Below are 15,067 nucleotides of genomic sequence, written 5' to 3'. Positions count from 1 at the left end.
CGGACGGGCCGGCAGCGCCGGCTCGGGGGCCCGGCGAGATCACGAAAGGGACACGACCCCGCCTCTCATCCCGCCCATTTCCCCACCTGCGGCCTACGATGGTGGAGGCATGACGGAGTGTCGAACAGGAATCCCGCGGGTGAAGTCCCGGAGAACCCTCGACGTCCGAGCGTTCCCGATCGCACTCGGCACCCCGCATCGAACGGAGAACACATGACCACGCAGGTAGTCATCCTGGCGGCAGGCATGGGCAGCCGTCTCGGGCGCAGCCTCCCCAAGCCCCTCACCGAGCTGAGCGACGGCCGCACGATCATGGCCCAGCAGTTCGACAACATCCGCTTCGGCCTCGGCGACGACGCCAAGGTCAGCATCGTCGTCGGCTACAAGCTCGACCACATCATCGACGCCTTCCCGGACGCCGAGTACATCTACAACGAGCAGTACGACCAGACGAACACGTCGAAGAGCCTGCTGCGCGCCCTCCGCGCCTCGGGCCCCGGCGGCGTCCTCTGGATGAACGGCGACGTCGTCTTCGATCCGATGATCCTCCGCCGCGCGGCCGCGATGATCGCGCGCGACCAGTCCTTCGTCACCGTCAACACGTCGCGCGTCTCCGACGAGGAGGTCAAGTACACGACCAGCCCCGAGGGGTACATCCGTGCACTGTCGAAGACGGTGAAGGGCGGCCTCGGGGAGGCCGTGGGCATCAATTACGTGTCGAAGGCCGACAAGCCCGTCCTCATCCGCCAGCTGAGCCGGGTCGCCGATCAGGACTACTTCGAGCGTGGAATAGAGTTGGCGATCGAGCAGGACTCCCTGCTCGTCGAACCGGTAGACATCTCCGACCTGTACGCGGTCGAGGTCGACTTCGCGGAGGACCTCGAGAGGGCCAACCTCTTCGTCTAGACCGCCTCGGGGATGCTGATGCAGAGGATCCCCGCCGTGCCCGATGCCGCCCTCCCCGGTCGCGCGTCCCGCACCCCCGCCGCCCGGTACCGCAGGTCGCTCTGGCTCCTCACCACGCGCGACCTCAAGGTCCGATACTCCACGAGCGCGCTCGGCTGGTTCTGGTCGATCCTCGACCCGCTCGTCATGTCGGGCATCTACTGGTTCGTCTTCACGATCGTGTTCTCGCGCGACGTGGGCGAGGAGCCGTACATCGTCTTCCTCCTCGCGGCCCTCCTGCCCTGGATGTGGTTCACGGGTGCGACGAGCGACTTCACCAAGGCCTTCAGCTCGCAGGCGAAGCTCGTGCGCTCCACGCGGATCCCCCGGAGCATCTGGGTGCTGCGGCTCGTGCTCGCGAAGGGGTTCGAGTTCATCGCGAGCCTGCCCGTGCTCGCCGTGTTCGCGATCGTCGCGGGCGCCCGCCTCGACGTCCACGTGCTGCTGTTCCCCCTCGCCGTGCTCATCCAGGCCGCGCTCCTCCTCGGCATCGGGTTGATCATCTCGCCGCTCGTCGTGTTCTTCCGCGACCTCGAGCGCGCCGTGAAGCTCGTGCTGCGCTTCCTCTTCTACGCCTCCCCCATCGTCTACTCGTCGAGCGACCTGCCCGGCGACCTGCACCCCTGGGCCGCGCTCAACCCCCTCACCGGCGTCTTCGGGCTCTATCGCGCGGCCTTCTTCCCCGCCGAGCTCGACTGGTACGCCGTGGGCGTGAGCGCGGCCATCTCCGCGGTGCTCGTCGGCGCCGGCGCCCTCGTCTTCCGCCGCTCCCTGCCCGCCGTCCTGAAGGAGATCTGATGGTCCCGTCGCCCCCGTCGCCGGACGCGCGCACCGTCCTCGCGGTCGAGGACGCCGGCATCCGCTTCCGCCGCAACCGCAAGGCGAGACGGAGCTTCAAGGACCTGTTCGCGGGATCCGCCCGGCGCGCGCGACCCGGCGAGTTCTGGGCGCTGCGCCATGTCTCCTTCGAGGTGCGCCAGGGCGAGGCGATCGGCGTGGTCGGCCGCAACGGGCAGGGCAAGTCGACGCTCCTCAAGCTCGTCGCCGAGGTGCTCATCGCCGACGAGGGGTCGATCGGCGTCCACGCGGGCGTCGCGCCGCTCATCGAGATCACGGGCGGATTCGTCAACGACCTCACGGTGCGCGACAACATCTACCTCACGGCGGGTCTGCACGGCATGTCCAAGGCCGAGATCGACGCCCGGTTCGACGAGATCATCGCCTTCGCCGAGATCCCCGACTTCGTCGACACCCCCTACAAGCACCTCTCGAGCGGGATGAAGGTGCGCATCGCCTTCGCCGTGATCTCGCGGCTCGACGAGCCGGTGCTCCTCGTCGACGAGGTCCTCGCCGTCGGTGACCGGGCGTTCCGCGAGAAGTGCTACCACCGGATCGAGGAGATGCTCGCGGAGGGACGCACGCTCTTCTTCGTCTCGCACAACGAACGCGACCTGCGCCGCTTCTGCACGCGGGGCCTGTACCTCGACAAGGGCGCCCTCGTCCTCGACGGCCCCATCGACCAGGTGATGGACGCCTACAACGCCGACCACAATCCGCCGGCTCCGACCGGCACCTAGGCCGTCGCCCTCCCCTCCTCCCCAACCCCGCCCTTCCACAGGCCGACGAGCCCGCACGTCGCACGCCGCCTCTACCGTGCACGCATGCTGCGTCCGGTCCCTCCCCTGCCCATCCGTCCCGATCCCGAGCCCGCGTATCGCGTGCCCTGGCACTTCGATCGCACGCTCGAGCGGCCGCGCTTCGCGCTCGTCAACGTCGGGGACGAGGTGCTGCACGCCATCTCGCTGCACCTGCTCGGTTCCGGCACGATGCTGTCGCGCGCTCCCGTCACCGTCCGGCCCGGGGAGCGCCTCTCCACCACCATCCGGGGCGACGACCTGGCGCTCGACACGATCCTCGTGGTGCGCTGGTTCCGGCCGGACGGAGGCGAGTACCTGTGGCGGGTCAGCTTCTGACGGGCGTGGTGCCGCGGCGGTCGCGCTCGCGCTCCAGCCGGATCAGCTCGGCGGGCGAGTCCCCGTCGTCCTGCGGCAGCATGTCGGCCGTGAGGCCCGTCACGAGCAGCCCCGCGTCCACGTCGAGCCCGCTCGCGATCTTGATGATGTTGCGCAGGCTCGGGTTCCGCTGGCCGCGCTCGATCTTCCCCAGCGCGGTCCAGTGGATGCCGGAGAGCTCCGCGAGCGTCTCCTGGCTGATGCCGATGCGCTGACGCTGCTCGCGGACTCGGGAGCCGAACTCGGCGGCGGCGTCGGAGACGGTGGTGACCATGGCACATGCTTATCCGCCACATGGAGGAATGACCAGAGCGCCGACGCCCCATGCGTTTGTGCCCGCGCCTGAACGGATAGGCACCGCTCGGACATCTCCGTCCGCTGGACGACGAGGGGACGAACGGCTCAGGCGCCGCGCGTAGGCTCGGAGCATGAAGGACGCCTCCGAGCTCGATCCCGCAGTGGCCACCGGCATCGATCGTCTCCTGTCCGTGCAGCGCCCCGTCGTGCTCGCTCACATCCGGTCGATCCGCGCCCGCCATCCGGAGGCCTCGCCCGACCGCATCATCGCGATCCTCGAGAAGCGCTTCCTGGCAGCCGTCACCGCCGGTGGAGCAGCGGTGGGCGCCAGCGCGGTCATCCCCGGTGTCGGCACGGGGGTCTCCCTCGCGCTCACGGGCGTCGAGACGGCCGGCTTCCTCGAGGCGAGCGCCCTGTTCGCGCAGTCGATCACCGAGGTGCACGGCATCACGGTCGACGATCCCGCCCGTGCCCGGGCACTGGTCATGACGATGATGCTCGGCGCACCGGGTGCGCAGGTCATCCAGCAGTTCACGGGCCAGTTCTCGGGACAGCCCGTGGACCGGAACGCCAACTGGGGCCGCGCCATCACCTCGGGGCTGCCCTCGTTCGCCATCGGCCCCATCGCCGATCGCATCAAGCGGGCCTTCCTCAAGCGCTTCGTCGTGAACCAGAGCGCGAGCGCCATCGGCCGTGCGGTGCCGTTCGGCATCGGCGCCATCATCGGCGGCGCCGGGAACCGGATGCTGGGCGGCAAGATCGTCGCGAGCTCGCGCCAGGCCTTCGGACCAGCTCCCGCCCACTTCCCCGACGAGCTCGCGGTGCCGGAGAGGAAGCCGCGCGTGATCCGCGTCGCCGAGAAGAAGGCCGCCAAGGGCTGAGCCTGCTCCGGCGCGCGGCGGGAGCATGAGTGCCCCGGGGCTCAGGCCTCTTCGTCCTCGTCGTCGACCTGCTCGTCGGACGGTGTGCTGTCGCCATCCCGCGCATGGAGCGCCGCATGACGCTCCCACTCCCCCATGAGCTGATCGATCGCGCCGTGGAAGCGGGCGGTCGCCGCTCCGGGCGAGGTGTCGCCGAAGTAGTGGCGGACCCACGCCGCGAGCCGCCGATCCGCGGCCGCGTCGTGCTGCAGCGCATCCAGCCGCGTGACGATGTCGCGCGCGTCGTCCACGGTCAGCCACTCGCAGTCGGACAGGTAGCCGTCGGTGTCGATCTGCGCCTCGGGACGCACGGGCCGGGTCACCAGGAGCGGACGCCCCGCGGCGAGGCGGTCGTAGACCATGGCGGAGATGTCGACGATGGCGAGGTCGGCCGCGGACAGCTGCCAGGCGAGCTCGCTCGAGCGGTCGACGACGTGCTGCGCCGACGGATCCTGCGCGTTCGCCCGCTCGAGCATGGTCGCGATCTCGCGGTTCGCGCGCGCGTACGCGGGATCCACGACGCCCGAACGCGGGTGCGGTCGGTAGACCAGACGGTGCCGTCCCGTGGCGATGAGATCGCGGACGAGCGGCACCCCGTGCGAGGCGATGGACCCGTACGCGGCGGCGGCGCGGTCGCCCTCCCATGTGGGCGCGTACAGCACGACCGTGCGGTCGTCGGGCGCGTACGGGAGAGCGCCGGAGTAGTGATCCGCCTGCGGGCGGCCGATGGGGATGGCCCGGCGGTCGAGGTCGTAGTCCCAGAGGACCTTGCCGAGCCGGGCCCGGGCGGCGTCCCCGGCGATGAGGCTGTAGTCGTAGGCCTTGAACTGGTTGGTCGTCATGTACATCTTGTCGGACTCGCCGTGGTTGACGAAGACGTGCCAGCGGCGCCCGTACCGCATCATCTGGAAGTTGCGGGTGTTCTGGTTGACGTAGAGGACGATGCGGATGTCCTGCTCCGCGATGACCCGTTCGAGGTCCGCGACGCGACGCACGTACTCGACCGGCAGCGGGCTCTCGTCGAGGAGCGCGTTCGCCCCGCTCGGGTGCCGGCTCAGGATGACGACGGGATGCGTGCGCGCCAGCTCGACGAGAGGCCGGTACCACTGTCGGATCTGGTACATGTTCACGGCCGAATCCGCGAAGTACACGGCGATGCGGTACTCGCCCTGCGGCGAGGGCGCCCGGAGCGCGAGCTTGCGCTGCAGGGTCCCGCGCGCACGGCGCTGCTGGACCAGCGAGCGGACAGCGCGCACGCCGAGGCGAGCGTCGTTCAGGAGACCCATGCCTCCACCGTAGCCAGCGCTCCGGCCGCCTCCGGACGAGCCCCGGTCGGGGGCGCGGAACGGTGTGCGATCGTGACCGAGCGGAGCGGCATCACGATCAGATGACGGGCGGCCGGCCCGCGCGCGCCATGCGGATGACGGTGCGCCACGACATCGGGCGACGCTTCCCGGGCGACGTCGACCACCCTTCGCGCCAGCCGCGCAGCCACGTGCCGAGGCCGTCGCGGTTCCGCGCGCTGCGGATCAGCTGCACGGCGGTCCACGAGCCGACGTACACGGGGATGAGGAGCAGCGGCAGGTTCCGGCGTGCGAGCCAGACCCGGTTGCGCGCCGTGAGGCGGTGGTACTCCGCGTGACGTGTGGGGGCGACGGCGGGGTGGTGCGCCACGAGGTCCCCCGCGTACCAGGCGCGGTGGCCCTGGTCCCAGATCCGCCAGGCCAGCTCGATCCCCTCGTGGGCGTAGAAGAACTCCCCCGCCCAGCCGCCGGCCGCCTCGAACGCGTCCCGGCGGACCACGACGGCGCCCTCCAGCACGGACATCACCGGGCTCGAACGCGCGGGATCGCCCTTGCGGATGCGCGGGATCCAGCGTCGCGGCGTGGCCGCTCCCGACGGATCGACGATGCGCGGCTGGATGAGCGCGACGTCGGCCGCGCCGCGCATCAGCTCCAGGCAGTCCGCGAGGAACGCGGCGCTCGGCACGGTCTCGTCGTCGTCGAGGAAGAACAGCGTCTCCCCGGTGACGAGCGGGACGCCCGCGTTGCGGCCCGCGGGGATGCCGAGGTTGTCGGGGAGGTGCAGCCCCCGCACGCCGTCCGGGAGCCCGAGGGGATCCCAGCCGTTGCCGACCACGACCACGTCCGTCGTCACGCCCTCCTGCCGCCGCACGGACGCGATCGCAGCGGCGAGCCCCTCGGGGCGACGACCCTGGCTCAGGATCACCACGCCCACGCGCGGCAGACCGGCCGTCACGCGGAGGTCAGTCGTCGGGAGGTGACGATCATCACGAAGTGCCCGATGAGGGCGAGCACGGCGAGGGGGACGAGCGCGACGAGCAGGACCCGGTCGGTCGCCGGCTGTCCCGCCACGAGGCCCACGAGCGCCACGGCGAAGACCACGATCGTGAGCTCGACGGAGTGGAACATGCGGTGGAACGGCAGGAAGCGCGCCGCCCGCCGGGCGACCGCGATGAGCGAGTGCTGCGACGCGACCGTGCCCGCGCCGACGGGCGCCTTCGGCAGGTCGGCCGACGCGCGCGCCACGCGCACCATGTCGTTCAGCGCCTTGTTCAGCACGATGACGAGCGCCAGGGCGAACGCGAGGGTCGTCCACGGCAGGTCGCCCGGTGCCTCGAACGGGTACGCGGCGGCGCGGATCCCGAGCGCCAGCGCGATCAGCGTCTCGGTGGAGTAGTGCCCCACGGCGTCGAGGAAGTGCCCGACCGGCGACGACGTGCGGCGCCAGCGCGCGACCTCGCCGTCGCAGCAGTCCACCAGCATCTGCAGCTGGCCGAGGACCAGCGCGAGGGCAGCCCCCGCGATGCCGGGGATCAGGAGCGCGGCTGCGGCGGCCCATCCCGTGAGGATCATGACGACGGTGACGCCGTTGGCGCTGATCCTGGTCCGCAGCAGCAGCCAGGTCAGGTACGGCGACAGGTCGCGCAGGTACAGGTGCGCCGTCCAGTGCTCGGCGTTGGCGCGGAGGCGCACCTCGGGCGGCTGCGTCACCCGCCGCAGCTCCGCGATGGAGGAGGGCAGACCGCGGTCGTCGGCGCCGTGAGCGGTGCTCATCGGCCCGTGTGCCCGTCGAGGTCGTCGGTGAGCTCGAGGAAGCCGAGCACGAATCCGGTTCCCCAGCTGAAGTGGATGGACGGCAGGACCGCGGCGAAGCGCAGCATCGTCGCCGCGCCGTCGCGGGACGCCACCGACACCGTGCTCACCAGCACGAAGCCGGCGTACACGCCCGGCACGACGAACGCGCCGACGAGGCGGCGCAGTCCCGGCATCCCGAGCGCGGCGCCGATGAGGCCCGCGGTGCCGAGGACGAGTCCCGCGGCCACCCCGGCGACGGCGATCGGCGGCACGAAGTACCTCACCGAGTTCTGCCGCGTGTAGCGGCGCGCGAGCTCACCACGCCAGAGCCCGGTGGCGAAGAACTGCCGGATGAGCGACCGGAACGTGGAGCGGGGACGATAGGTGACCTTCATGCGCGGCGTGAACCACACGAGGCCGCCCGTCTGCCGCAGGCGGCGATTGAGCTCCCAGTCCTGGCCGCGGCGCACGCCCTCGTCGAAGAGCCCGACCTCGACGAGCCGTTCACGACGGAAGGCGCCGAGGTACGCGGTCTCCGCCGGCCCCTCCTTGCCGCCCACGTGATGCGCGGTGCCGCCGAGCCCGACCCGGGCGCCGTACGCGCGAGCGACGGCCTTCTCGAACGGCGTCCTGCCCTCGGCCGACATCAGCCCGCCGACGTTGTCCGCGCCCGTGGCCTGCAGGGTCTCCACGGCGATGCGCGTGTAGTCGCGCGGCAGGAGCGAGTGCGCGTCGACGCGGATCACGACGGGGTGCCGCGTGGCGCGGATGGCGGCGTTGAGGCCGCCCGGCGTGGATCCCGTGGGGTTGTCGACGCTCGTGATGCGCGGATCGGCCCGCGCCATCTCGCGGACGACCTCGGTCGTGCCGTCGGTGCTCGGGCCGAGCGCCAGGACGACCTCGATGTCGCCGGCGTAGTCCTGCTGCATCATGCTGTCGACGGCGGCACGGACGTGAGCCGCCTCGTTGAGGATCGGCATGACGTACGAGACGGCGGGAAGATCGCCGGGACTGCCGGCGACGGGGTCGCGTCGCGGGTGGTGCGCCATCTGAGCCGATCTCTTGGGGAGGTGCGGCCGGGGCCTGTCGGGGGCCGAGCCTCGCAGGAGTTTACCAGCCTCCTCGATCCCCATCCGCCGGTCGCAGACCACGAGGGGCGGACCGGCGATCGCCGATCCGCCCCTCGAGAAGCGCCCGCCTACTGCTGCAGCGTGCCGAGCTTCACGTCGACCTGCTGCTTCTGTCCGCGGCGGATCACCGTCAGCTGCACGTCGCTGCCACCCGCGAGGGACCGCACCTGAGCCGTGAGGTCGCTCGCCTTGCTGATCGGGATGCTGCCGAAGGCGGTCACGATGTCGCCCTGCTTCAGCCCCGCAGAGGCCGCGGCCCCGCCGCTCTGGACCTCGGCGATGAAGGCGCCGCCGACCGGGGTCGAGGAGTCGCCTGCGGCGACGTCGCGGACGCTGGCCCCGAGGAGCCCGTGCGACGCCGTGCCGTTCTGGATGATCTCCTGTCCCACGCGCTTCGCCAGGTTCGACGGGATGGCGAATCCGACGCCGATGCTGCCGGCGGTGGAGCTGGTGCCGCCCGCGTTGGCGATGGCGACGTTGACGCCGATGAGCTTGCCGTCGCCGTCCAGGAGGGCGCCACCGGAGTTGCCGGGGTTGATGGCCGCGTCGGTCTGGATGACGGCGAGGTTGATCGTGGCCGCCTGGCCCTGGGCGCCGGAACCGCCCTGGCCGCCGGATCCTCCCTGGCCGCCGGAACCGCCCTGTCCGCCGGATCCTCCCTGGCCCTCGTTGCCGAAGGGCCAGAAGTTGAACGGCGTCTCATCGCTCTGGCTGCCGTCGCCCGGGGTCGTGGGGGCCGCCGAGGACGCCACCTGGATGCTCCGGTCGAGCGCGCTGACGATCCCGTCGGTGACGGTGCCGGAGAGACCGAGGGGGGCACCGATCGCGATGGCCGTGTCCCCCACGTTGAGCTTCGACGAGTCGGCGAACTCGATGGGGGTGAGGCCGCTCGCGTTGTCGAGCTTGATGACGGCGAGGTCGACCACGGGGTCCGTGCCGACGAGCTTCGCCGAGTACAGGGCGCCGTCCGCCGTCTTCACCTGGATGGTGCCGTCGCCGGTCTGACCGTCGAGCGTCACGACGTGCGTGTTCGTGAGGACGTAGCCGTCGCTGGAGAGGACCACACCCGAACCCGTGCCGCCGGCCTGCGCACCCGCCACCTCGATGGTGACGACGGATCCGGAGACCTTCGCGGCGACGGCGGTGATGGGAGTCGCGTTGTCCGGGTCGTTGACGGTGATGTTCGCGGGCGACTGGCTGACGGTCTCGGTCGACGCGTCGTCGTGCGCGATGGCCCAGGTGGTGAGCCCGCCGGCGGCACCGCCGATGAGGGCTCCGACCGCCAGCATGGCGACGAGAGGAAGGGCCTTGTTCGACTTCTTCGGGGGAGCTGCGGCGGCGGTGCCGGCCTGCTCGGATCCCGCGGCCGTGGTGCCCGTCAAGGGTGCGGTCGCCGCGTGGTCCGTCGTCGCGGCGGTTCCGTAGGCGAGGGTGTCCCGCTGATCCGGGCTCGCCGGCGCGGGGTGGGACGAGGCCGCGGGGCCTGCTGGCGCCGGCCAGTCGGATCCGTCGCTGTGCGCCTGGGGGGTGGGTGACGACGACGCCTCCGTCGAGGAGCCCTCGGCTCGGCCGGCGACCTCGCGGCCGCCCTCGTGCTCGTCGTCGCCGTGGCTTCTGTCGGTCATCGGTGGTGCTCCTCTCAGGTGCTGCCAGCATTCAGGTCGAGTCTGGGCGTTCCCTATGGCCGCCCTGACAGCGCCCGCTCGTCGCGCCATGGATTCCATCGGTCGCGCGGTGTCGGACACGCGTCGCTCGCATGCTGGCTCGAGCGTACGGGTCCACGGCGTGCCGCCGCGCTCGGTCACGCGATGTGACTCGTCGTCCGCGTCAGCGCGCCTTCTCGGATGGCGGTCATGGGCAGCCCGGTCCGGCGTCCCGCTCCCCGCACGCACCGCCCACCAGCACCGTCGACCCCTGCACCACACGGATGGTGACCGGACCCACCTGCACCGGCAACGTCCCCGCGACCTGCTGCCACCCACCCCCGTCGAACCGATAACTCGCCGAATACACGATCGTCAACCACACCCGCCGATCCCCGACGGACCCGTACACATGACTCGTGTCCGTCTGCGTGAAGTCCTGCTGACCCAACTCCCGCCACGACGCACCCGGCCCTTCCACCGTCGCACTCGTCCCATCACCGTGATCCCACACGAACGACACCGGCACGAACCGCACCTGCGCCGGCCGACCCAACAACACCCCGCCCACCACCTGCGCCGACGCGTCCGAGAACAGATTCACCGGAGCACCCACGACCGCCCACCCATTCGGCTGCGACCGGATCGACGCATCACGCGGCACGAACTGCGCCACATCCGCCAACGACACCCCCGGCACCGCCGCCACGACCGGCATCGGATCCACCGCCTTCGCCGGTGCCTTCGCCGGCGGCAAGAACGCATGCTGCCCATCCGAACACAGAGAACCACCAGACAGGCGCGCACTCGGGGTGCACGGCACATCCACGTCCGCAGCCATCCGACCCCGCGGCACCGGAGGCGGCGAGACGGGAGAATGCGCGACATGCGGCTCCACTGTCGCCGGAGCCTGCCCCGACCTATCTTCGGTGCTGGCCGAAGCCGGTCCGTCTGTGGTCGTCTCAGCTCGGAGTTCGACCTCCCCCTCTCCGACAGCACCAGATGAGCAGGCAGGCGAACGCGCGTATCCGATGCCGCAGTACCCGTCTGCCGCCTCGCTTCTCGAAGACGGGGCGAAGACGGTGAGCGCAACGGCGATGACGAGCAGCAGCGCGCATCTCACCCGCATGCGTGCGTGTCCTCGTTGCGGACGGAGTCGCTGATCCGCCAGGAACCGTCGGCGATCTTCACCGCCTTCATCTGCAGAGCCACGGCAGCCTCACGTTGCGGCGTCACGTCATTGCCATGTTCGTCCACCGTCCTCGTACCGCTGATGTCGAGGCAGGCCTGTGCAGTCATGTAGTCCGAACCCAGCGCGTCGGAGCCTCGATCTGTTACCCGGAAGCTACGAGACGTCGCTTTTCCGATCACCTTCTGGTGGTTGTCCGCACTGTATTTCAGCGAGTCCAGCTCACCTCGAAGGGCCGACCCCGTGAGCAACGGGGTCAAATCCGCCTCGGTCTCGCGGGTGAGATCGATTCCGACGTAGCGTGCGAACAGATCTTGGAACGCGGCCTCGTCCTGCTGCTCTTGGGTGAGCGACGGGGCCGGAGCGGGCGTGGGCGCGGGCTCCGATGACGACGCGCATCCGGCGAGCCACGGGCACGAGACGAGAACGGCCAGCGAGAGGACGAAGGATCCGCCTCGTCGATGCAACGGAATGCGCGGTCGCTCGTTCACAGTCGTCTCCCCCGGGCCGTACGGAACCCGCGCGGACAAGCGGACGCGAGAGCGCCGGGCATCGCGGGTGGACGAAAGGTAGCCGGGGTCGGGGGACGCGGACCCCATCGCTCCACATCACGAGGAGCCCGTCCGGAGCTGTCGCCTGTGCAGGAGCGACGGGCGCGGGATGATGGGCGCATGACGATTCCCGGCGCGTGGGTGCGAGCGGCGCGCGGAGCCATGCTGCTGACGCCGGATGGGATGCCGGGCACCACCGTCTTCGCCGAGATGAGCGCACTAGCGGCGGCGACCGGCGCGATCAACCTCGGTCAGGGTTTCCCGGACGAGGACGGACCTCGCGAGGTGCTCGACGCGGCCCGGGCCGCGATCTCGGCCGGCATGAACCAGTACCCGCCGGGCCGCGGCACCCCCGAGCTACGGTCGGCCATCGCCGCGCATCAGGCCCGCTTCTACGGTCTCGTCGCGGACTCGGACACCGAGGTCCTCGTCACCGCCGGCGCGACCGAGGCCATCGCCGCGACGCTCCTCGCCCTGGTCGAGGAGGGCGATGAGGTCGTGACGCTGGAGCCGTTCTACGACGCGTACGGAGCGCTCATCTCGCTCGCCCGCGGGATCCACCGGACCGTGCCCCTCCGCGCTCCCGACTTCCAACCCCGCCTCGACGACCTCCGCCGGGCGATCACCGACCGCACGCGCGTGATCCTCCTCAACGACCCGCACAACCCCACCGGGACCGTGCTCAGCCGCGAGGTGCGGGAGCTCGTGGTCGAGCTCGCGGTCGCGCACGACGCGGTGATCGTCACGGACGAGGTCTACGAGCACCTCGTGTTCGACGCGCCGCACGTGCCCGTCGCGACGCTGCCCGGAGCCCGGGAGCGCACGGTCACGATCTCCTCGGGCGGCAAGACGTTCCGCACCACCGGCTGGAAGATCGGCTGGCTCACGGCACCGGCGCCGCTCGTGTCGGCGATCCTCGCGGTGAAGCAGTTCCTGACCTTCGTGAACGGGGCTCCCTTCCAGCCCGCCATCGCGACGGGTCTCGCGCTCCCCGACGCGGTCTACGACGGGATCGCCGACGACCTGCGGCACAAGCGCGACGTCCTCGCAGCGGGGCTGACCGCCGCGGGGTTCCGGATCCACCTCCCGGCGGCCGGGTACTTCATCGTCGCGGACGCCGCTCCCCTCGGCTTCCCCGACGCCCGCGACCTGTGCCTGCGGCTCCCGGAGCTCGCCGGCGTCGTCGGCGTGCCGCTGTCCGCCTTCTGCCACGCGCCCCTCGCCGCAGAGCACGCGTCGCTGGTGCGGTTCGCGTTCTGCAAGCGGATCGACGTGCTCGAGGAGGCGGCCAGGCGGCTCGGCGCACTGGCGGTCGGGACCGCCTGAGCCGGCACCCTGGTACCAGCGTCTCCGTCGGACGGGGGACGGAGGGGGGACGCCGTCGCGACGGGCCCACCCCTAACGTGGCTTCCGCGGGCGCTGGGCCCGCACACCCACCCTGAGGAGGCAGCGCGCATGATCGTCGCTGAGAACCTGACCAAGCGCTACGGCGCGAAGACCGCCGTGGACGGCGTGAGCTTCACCGTCCAGCCGGGCATGGTGACCGGATTCCTCGGTCCGAACGGTGCCGGCAAGTCCACCACGATGCGCATGATCGTCGGGCTCGACAGCCCCACGTCCGGCTCGGTGACCGTCAACGGCCACCGCTACCGCGACCTCCAGGCCCCGCTCCACGAGGTCGGCGCGCTCCTCGACGCCAAGGCGGTGCACACGGGCCGCTCGGCCTTCAACCACCTGCTCGCCATGGCGGCCACCCACGGCATCCCGCGCTCGCGGGTGGACGAGGTCATCGAGATGACGGGCCTCCAGCCGGTCGCCAAGAAGCGCGTCGGCGGCTTCTCCCTCGGCATGGGGCAGCGCCTCGGGATCGCCGTGGCGCTCCTCGGGGACCCGCGCACGCTGATCCTCGACGAGCCCGTCAACGGCCTCGACCCCGAAGGCGTCATGTGGGTCCGCAACATCACCCGCTACCTCGCCGGCCAGGGCCGCACCGTGCTCCTCTCCTCGCACCTGATGAGCGAGATGGCGCAGACGGCCGACCACCTCATCGTCCTCGGGCGCGGTCGCGTCCTCGCCGACGCGCCCGTCGCGGCGGTGGTCGCCGGGGCCACGAGCGCCATCGTCCGCGTCCGCTCCCCGCACGCCGAGCAGCTCGGCCAGGCGGTGGCACGGCCCGACGTCGTGGTCACCAGCGTCGAGCGCGACGTCATCGAGATCACCGGGCTCTCGGCCGCGCAGGTGGGCGACGCGGCGATGTCCGCCGGTGTCGTGCTGCACGAGCTCACGCCCGTCACCGCGTCCCTCGAGGACGCCTACCTGTCGCTCACGCAGGGCGACGTCGAGTACCACAGCGCCGCAGTCGGCCAGACCGAGCAGGAGATCGCACGATGACCGCCACCAGCACGACCTACGCGCCCGCCCCGGTGACCACGGGTCGGCCCACGCTCCCCCGGCTGATGCGCTCCGAGTGGATCAAGCTCCGGACGCTGCGCTCCACCGTCTGGTGCTTCGCGCTCGTCTTCCTCCTCCTCGCCGGCTTCTCCGCGCTCTTCACGCCCTTCGTCGTCGACCAGCTGCGGGAGCAGCTGTCCCTCCCCGGCGTCCCCGCGACGGACCTGCTGCTCCAGGTGGGTCTCAGCGGCGTCACCCTGTCGATGCTCGTCGCGGGCGTGCTCGGCGTGCTGGTGATCAGCGGCGAGTACTCGACCGGCATGATCCGCTCGTCCTTCAGCGCCGCGCCCCGCCGGCTCGGCGTGATCGCGGCGAAGGCGATCATCTACACGATCGTCACCTTCGTCGTGACCGCCGTCGCGGTGGCCGCAGCGCTCCTCATCGCCCGCGGGTACTTCTCGTCGGCCGGTGCGCAGGTCGACATGCTGGACGGCGACTTCCTGCTCGCCGCCCTCGGCGCCGTGCTCTTCGTCGTGCTCATCGGCCTCATGGGCTTCGGCTTCGGCCTGCTGCTGCGCAACGGCGCCGCGGGCATCGGCGCCCTGGTCGGTCTCGTGCTCGTCGTCCCGATCATCGGACAGCTGCTCGGCGGCGTGCTCGACTGGGTCGCGAAGCTCGGCCCGTACTTCCCGCTCAGCGCGGGCGGCCGGCTCTACAGCATCGCCACCGGGGCCCCCGGCGAGCTCGAGTTCTGGCAGGCGCTGCTCGTCATGGTCGGGTGGGTCGCCGTCATCCTCGTGCCCGCCCTGATCCTCGCCCGCAAGCGGGACGCCTGATCGACACGGGCAGGAGGGCGCCGTCGGGCGCGGCGATGTCCGCCGCGCCCGACGG

General features: G+C 71.2%; 16 protein-coding genes. 8 read left to right on the top strand and 8 right to left on the bottom strand.

All coding sequences use genetic code 11. The annotated features are described in order from the left end of the window. Positions 1 to 213 precede the first annotated feature (213 nt). From ITJ40_RS06365 to ITJ40_RS06350, 4 genes are all read left to right on the top strand, one after another. Positions 214 to 906, top strand: a complete 693-nt coding sequence (locus tag ITJ40_RS06365; RefSeq protein WP_194666251.1) for an NTP transferase domain-containing protein — start codon at positions 214 to 216, stop codon at positions 904 to 906. A gap of 18 nt (positions 907 to 924) precedes the next feature. Next, the gene (locus ITJ40_RS06360) at positions 925 to 1,743 is read left to right on the top strand and encodes an ABC transporter permease (protein WP_194666250.1); all 819 of its coding nucleotides are present in this window, start codon (positions 925 to 927) and stop codon (positions 1,741 to 1,743) included. After that, positions 1,743 to 2,522 (top strand): ABC transporter ATP-binding protein, encoded by a 780-nt coding sequence (locus ITJ40_RS06355; RefSeq protein WP_194666249.1) that lies wholly within the window; start codon positions 1,743 to 1,745, stop codon positions 2,520 to 2,522. The genes ITJ40_RS06360 and ITJ40_RS06355 overlap by 1 nt, the downstream gene beginning before the upstream one ends. Before the next feature lie 84 nt (positions 2,523 to 2,606). Further along, the gene (locus tag ITJ40_RS06350) at positions 2,607 to 2,918 is read left to right on the top strand and encodes a hypothetical protein (RefSeq protein ID WP_194666248.1); all 312 of its coding nucleotides are present in this window, start codon (positions 2,607 to 2,609) and stop codon (positions 2,916 to 2,918) included. Here ITJ40_RS06350 and ITJ40_RS06345 read toward each other — a convergent pair. Continuing rightward, the gene (locus tag ITJ40_RS06345; protein ID WP_012299425.1) at positions 2,908 to 3,231 is read right to left on the bottom strand and encodes a helix-turn-helix domain-containing protein; all 324 of its coding nucleotides are present in this window, start codon (positions 3,229 to 3,231) and stop codon (positions 2,908 to 2,910) included. The genes ITJ40_RS06350 and ITJ40_RS06345 overlap by 11 nt on opposite strands. A 154-nt stretch (positions 3,232 to 3,385) precedes the next feature. Between ITJ40_RS06345 and ITJ40_RS06340 the strand changes: the two genes are divergently transcribed. Continuing rightward, positions 3,386 to 4,135, top strand: coding sequence for a hypothetical protein (locus tag ITJ40_RS06340; protein WP_194666247.1), 750 nt, complete (start codon positions 3,386 to 3,388; stop codon positions 4,133 to 4,135). Between the two features lie 41 nt (positions 4,136 to 4,176). Here ITJ40_RS06340 and ITJ40_RS06335 read toward each other — a convergent pair whose 3' ends face one another. From ITJ40_RS06335 to ITJ40_RS06305, 7 genes are all read right to left on the bottom strand, one after another. Then, positions 4,177 to 5,460, bottom strand: coding sequence for a hypothetical protein (locus ITJ40_RS06335; protein WP_194666246.1), 1,284 nt, complete (start codon positions 5,458 to 5,460; stop codon positions 4,177 to 4,179). Between the two features lie 97 nt (positions 5,461 to 5,557). Beyond that, a complete protein-coding gene (locus ITJ40_RS06330; RefSeq protein ID WP_194666245.1) occupies positions 5,558 to 6,433 on the bottom strand; it encodes a glycosyltransferase in 876 nt (291 codons plus the stop codon). Then, positions 6,430 to 7,251: a CDP-alcohol phosphatidyltransferase family protein gene (locus ITJ40_RS06325; protein WP_194666244.1), complete on the bottom strand. Its 822-nt coding sequence runs from the start codon at positions 7,249 to 7,251 to the stop codon at positions 6,430 to 6,432. Before ITJ40_RS06325 ends, ITJ40_RS06330 begins: the two co-directional genes overlap by 4 nt. Further along, on the bottom strand, positions 7,248 to 8,321 hold the full coding sequence (locus ITJ40_RS06320; protein WP_194666243.1) for a glycosyltransferase family 2 protein: 1,074 nt from the start codon (positions 8,319 to 8,321) through the stop codon (positions 7,248 to 7,250). Before ITJ40_RS06320 ends, ITJ40_RS06325 begins: the two co-directional genes overlap by 4 nt. Positions 8,322 to 8,470: 149 nt before the next feature. Next, on the bottom strand, positions 8,471 to 10,027 hold the full coding sequence (locus ITJ40_RS06315) for a S1C family serine protease (protein WP_194666242.1): 1,557 nt from the start codon (positions 10,025 to 10,027) through the stop codon (positions 8,471 to 8,473). Positions 10,028 to 10,253: 226 nt separating this feature from the next. Then, positions 10,254 to 10,802, bottom strand: a complete 549-nt coding sequence (locus ITJ40_RS17000; RefSeq protein ID WP_228511842.1) for a hypothetical protein — start codon at positions 10,800 to 10,802, stop codon at positions 10,254 to 10,256. A gap of 362 nt (positions 10,803 to 11,164) precedes the next feature. Then, on the bottom strand, positions 11,165 to 11,725 hold the full coding sequence (locus ITJ40_RS06305; RefSeq protein WP_194666240.1) for a hypothetical protein: 561 nt from the start codon (positions 11,723 to 11,725) through the stop codon (positions 11,165 to 11,167). Positions 11,726 to 11,905: 180 nt separating this feature from the next. Between ITJ40_RS06305 and ITJ40_RS06300 the strand changes: the two genes are divergently transcribed. The 3 genes from ITJ40_RS06300 (at position 11,906) to ITJ40_RS06290 (ending at position 15,012) form a co-directional block, all read left to right on the top strand. After that, entirely contained in the window at positions 11,906 to 13,111 is a 1,206-nt protein-coding gene (locus ITJ40_RS06300; RefSeq protein WP_194666239.1) for an aminotransferase class I/II-fold pyridoxal phosphate-dependent enzyme, read from the top strand. 129 nt (positions 13,112 to 13,240) lie between these two features. After that, entirely contained in the window at positions 13,241 to 14,176 is a 936-nt protein-coding gene (locus ITJ40_RS06295; protein ID WP_194666238.1) for an ABC transporter ATP-binding protein, read from the top strand. Continuing rightward, entirely contained in the window at positions 14,173 to 15,012 is an 840-nt protein-coding gene (locus ITJ40_RS06290; protein ID WP_194666237.1) for an ABC transporter permease subunit, read from the top strand. Before ITJ40_RS06295 ends, ITJ40_RS06290 begins: the two co-directional genes overlap by 4 nt. The last annotated feature ends 55 nt before the right edge of the window (positions 15,013 to 15,067 follow it).

The sequence above is a fragment of the Clavibacter sp. VKM Ac-2872 genome (genome assembly GCF_015351105.1).
Taxonomy (GTDB): Bacteria; Actinomycetota; Actinomycetes; order Actinomycetales; family Microbacteriaceae; genus Clavibacter.
This window is presented reverse-complemented; position numbering and strand designations above follow the sequence as displayed.

Excerpts from the sequence above, each read along its gene's own strand:
- ITJ40_RS06345 (WP_012299425.1), bottom strand. The coding sequence starts at position 3,231 with ATGGTCACCACCGTCTCCGACGCCGCCGCCGAGTTCGGCTCCCGAGTC.
- ITJ40_RS06320 (WP_194666243.1), bottom strand. The coding sequence starts at position 8,321 with ATGGCGCACCACCCGCGACGCGACCCCGTCGCCGGCAGTCCCGGCGAT.
- ITJ40_RS06335 (WP_194666246.1), bottom strand. The coding sequence starts at position 5,460 with ATGGGTCTCCTGAACGACGCTCGCCTCGGCGTGCGCGCTGTCCGCTCG.
- ITJ40_RS06290 (WP_194666237.1), top strand. The coding sequence starts at position 14,173 with ATGACCGCCACCAGCACGACCTACGCGCCCGCCCCGGTGACCACGGGT.
- ITJ40_RS06360 (WP_194666250.1), top strand. The coding sequence starts at position 925 with ATGCAGAGGATCCCCGCCGTGCCCGATGCCGCCCTCCCCGGTCGCGCG.
- ITJ40_RS06365 (WP_194666251.1), top strand. The coding sequence starts at position 214 with ATGACCACGCAGGTAGTCATCCTGGCGGCAGGCATGGGCAGCCGTCTC.
- ITJ40_RS06340 (WP_194666247.1), top strand. The coding sequence starts at position 3,386 with ATGAAGGACGCCTCCGAGCTCGATCCCGCAGTGGCCACCGGCATCGAT.
- ITJ40_RS06325 (WP_194666244.1), bottom strand. The coding sequence starts at position 7,251 with ATGAGCACCGCTCACGGCGCCGACGACCGCGGTCTGCCCTCCTCCATC.
- ITJ40_RS06300 (WP_194666239.1), top strand. The coding sequence starts at position 11,906 with ATGACGATTCCCGGCGCGTGGGTGCGAGCGGCGCGCGGAGCCATGCTG.
- ITJ40_RS06315 (WP_194666242.1), bottom strand. The coding sequence starts at position 10,027 with ATGACCGACAGAAGCCACGGCGACGACGAGCACGAGGGCGGCCGCGAG.
- ITJ40_RS06355 (WP_194666249.1), top strand. The coding sequence starts at position 1,743 with ATGGTCCCGTCGCCCCCGTCGCCGGACGCGCGCACCGTCCTCGCGGTC.
- ITJ40_RS06295 (WP_194666238.1), top strand. The coding sequence starts at position 13,241 with ATGATCGTCGCTGAGAACCTGACCAAGCGCTACGGCGCGAAGACCGCC.
- ITJ40_RS06350 (WP_194666248.1), top strand. The coding sequence starts at position 2,607 with ATGCTGCGTCCGGTCCCTCCCCTGCCCATCCGTCCCGATCCCGAGCCC.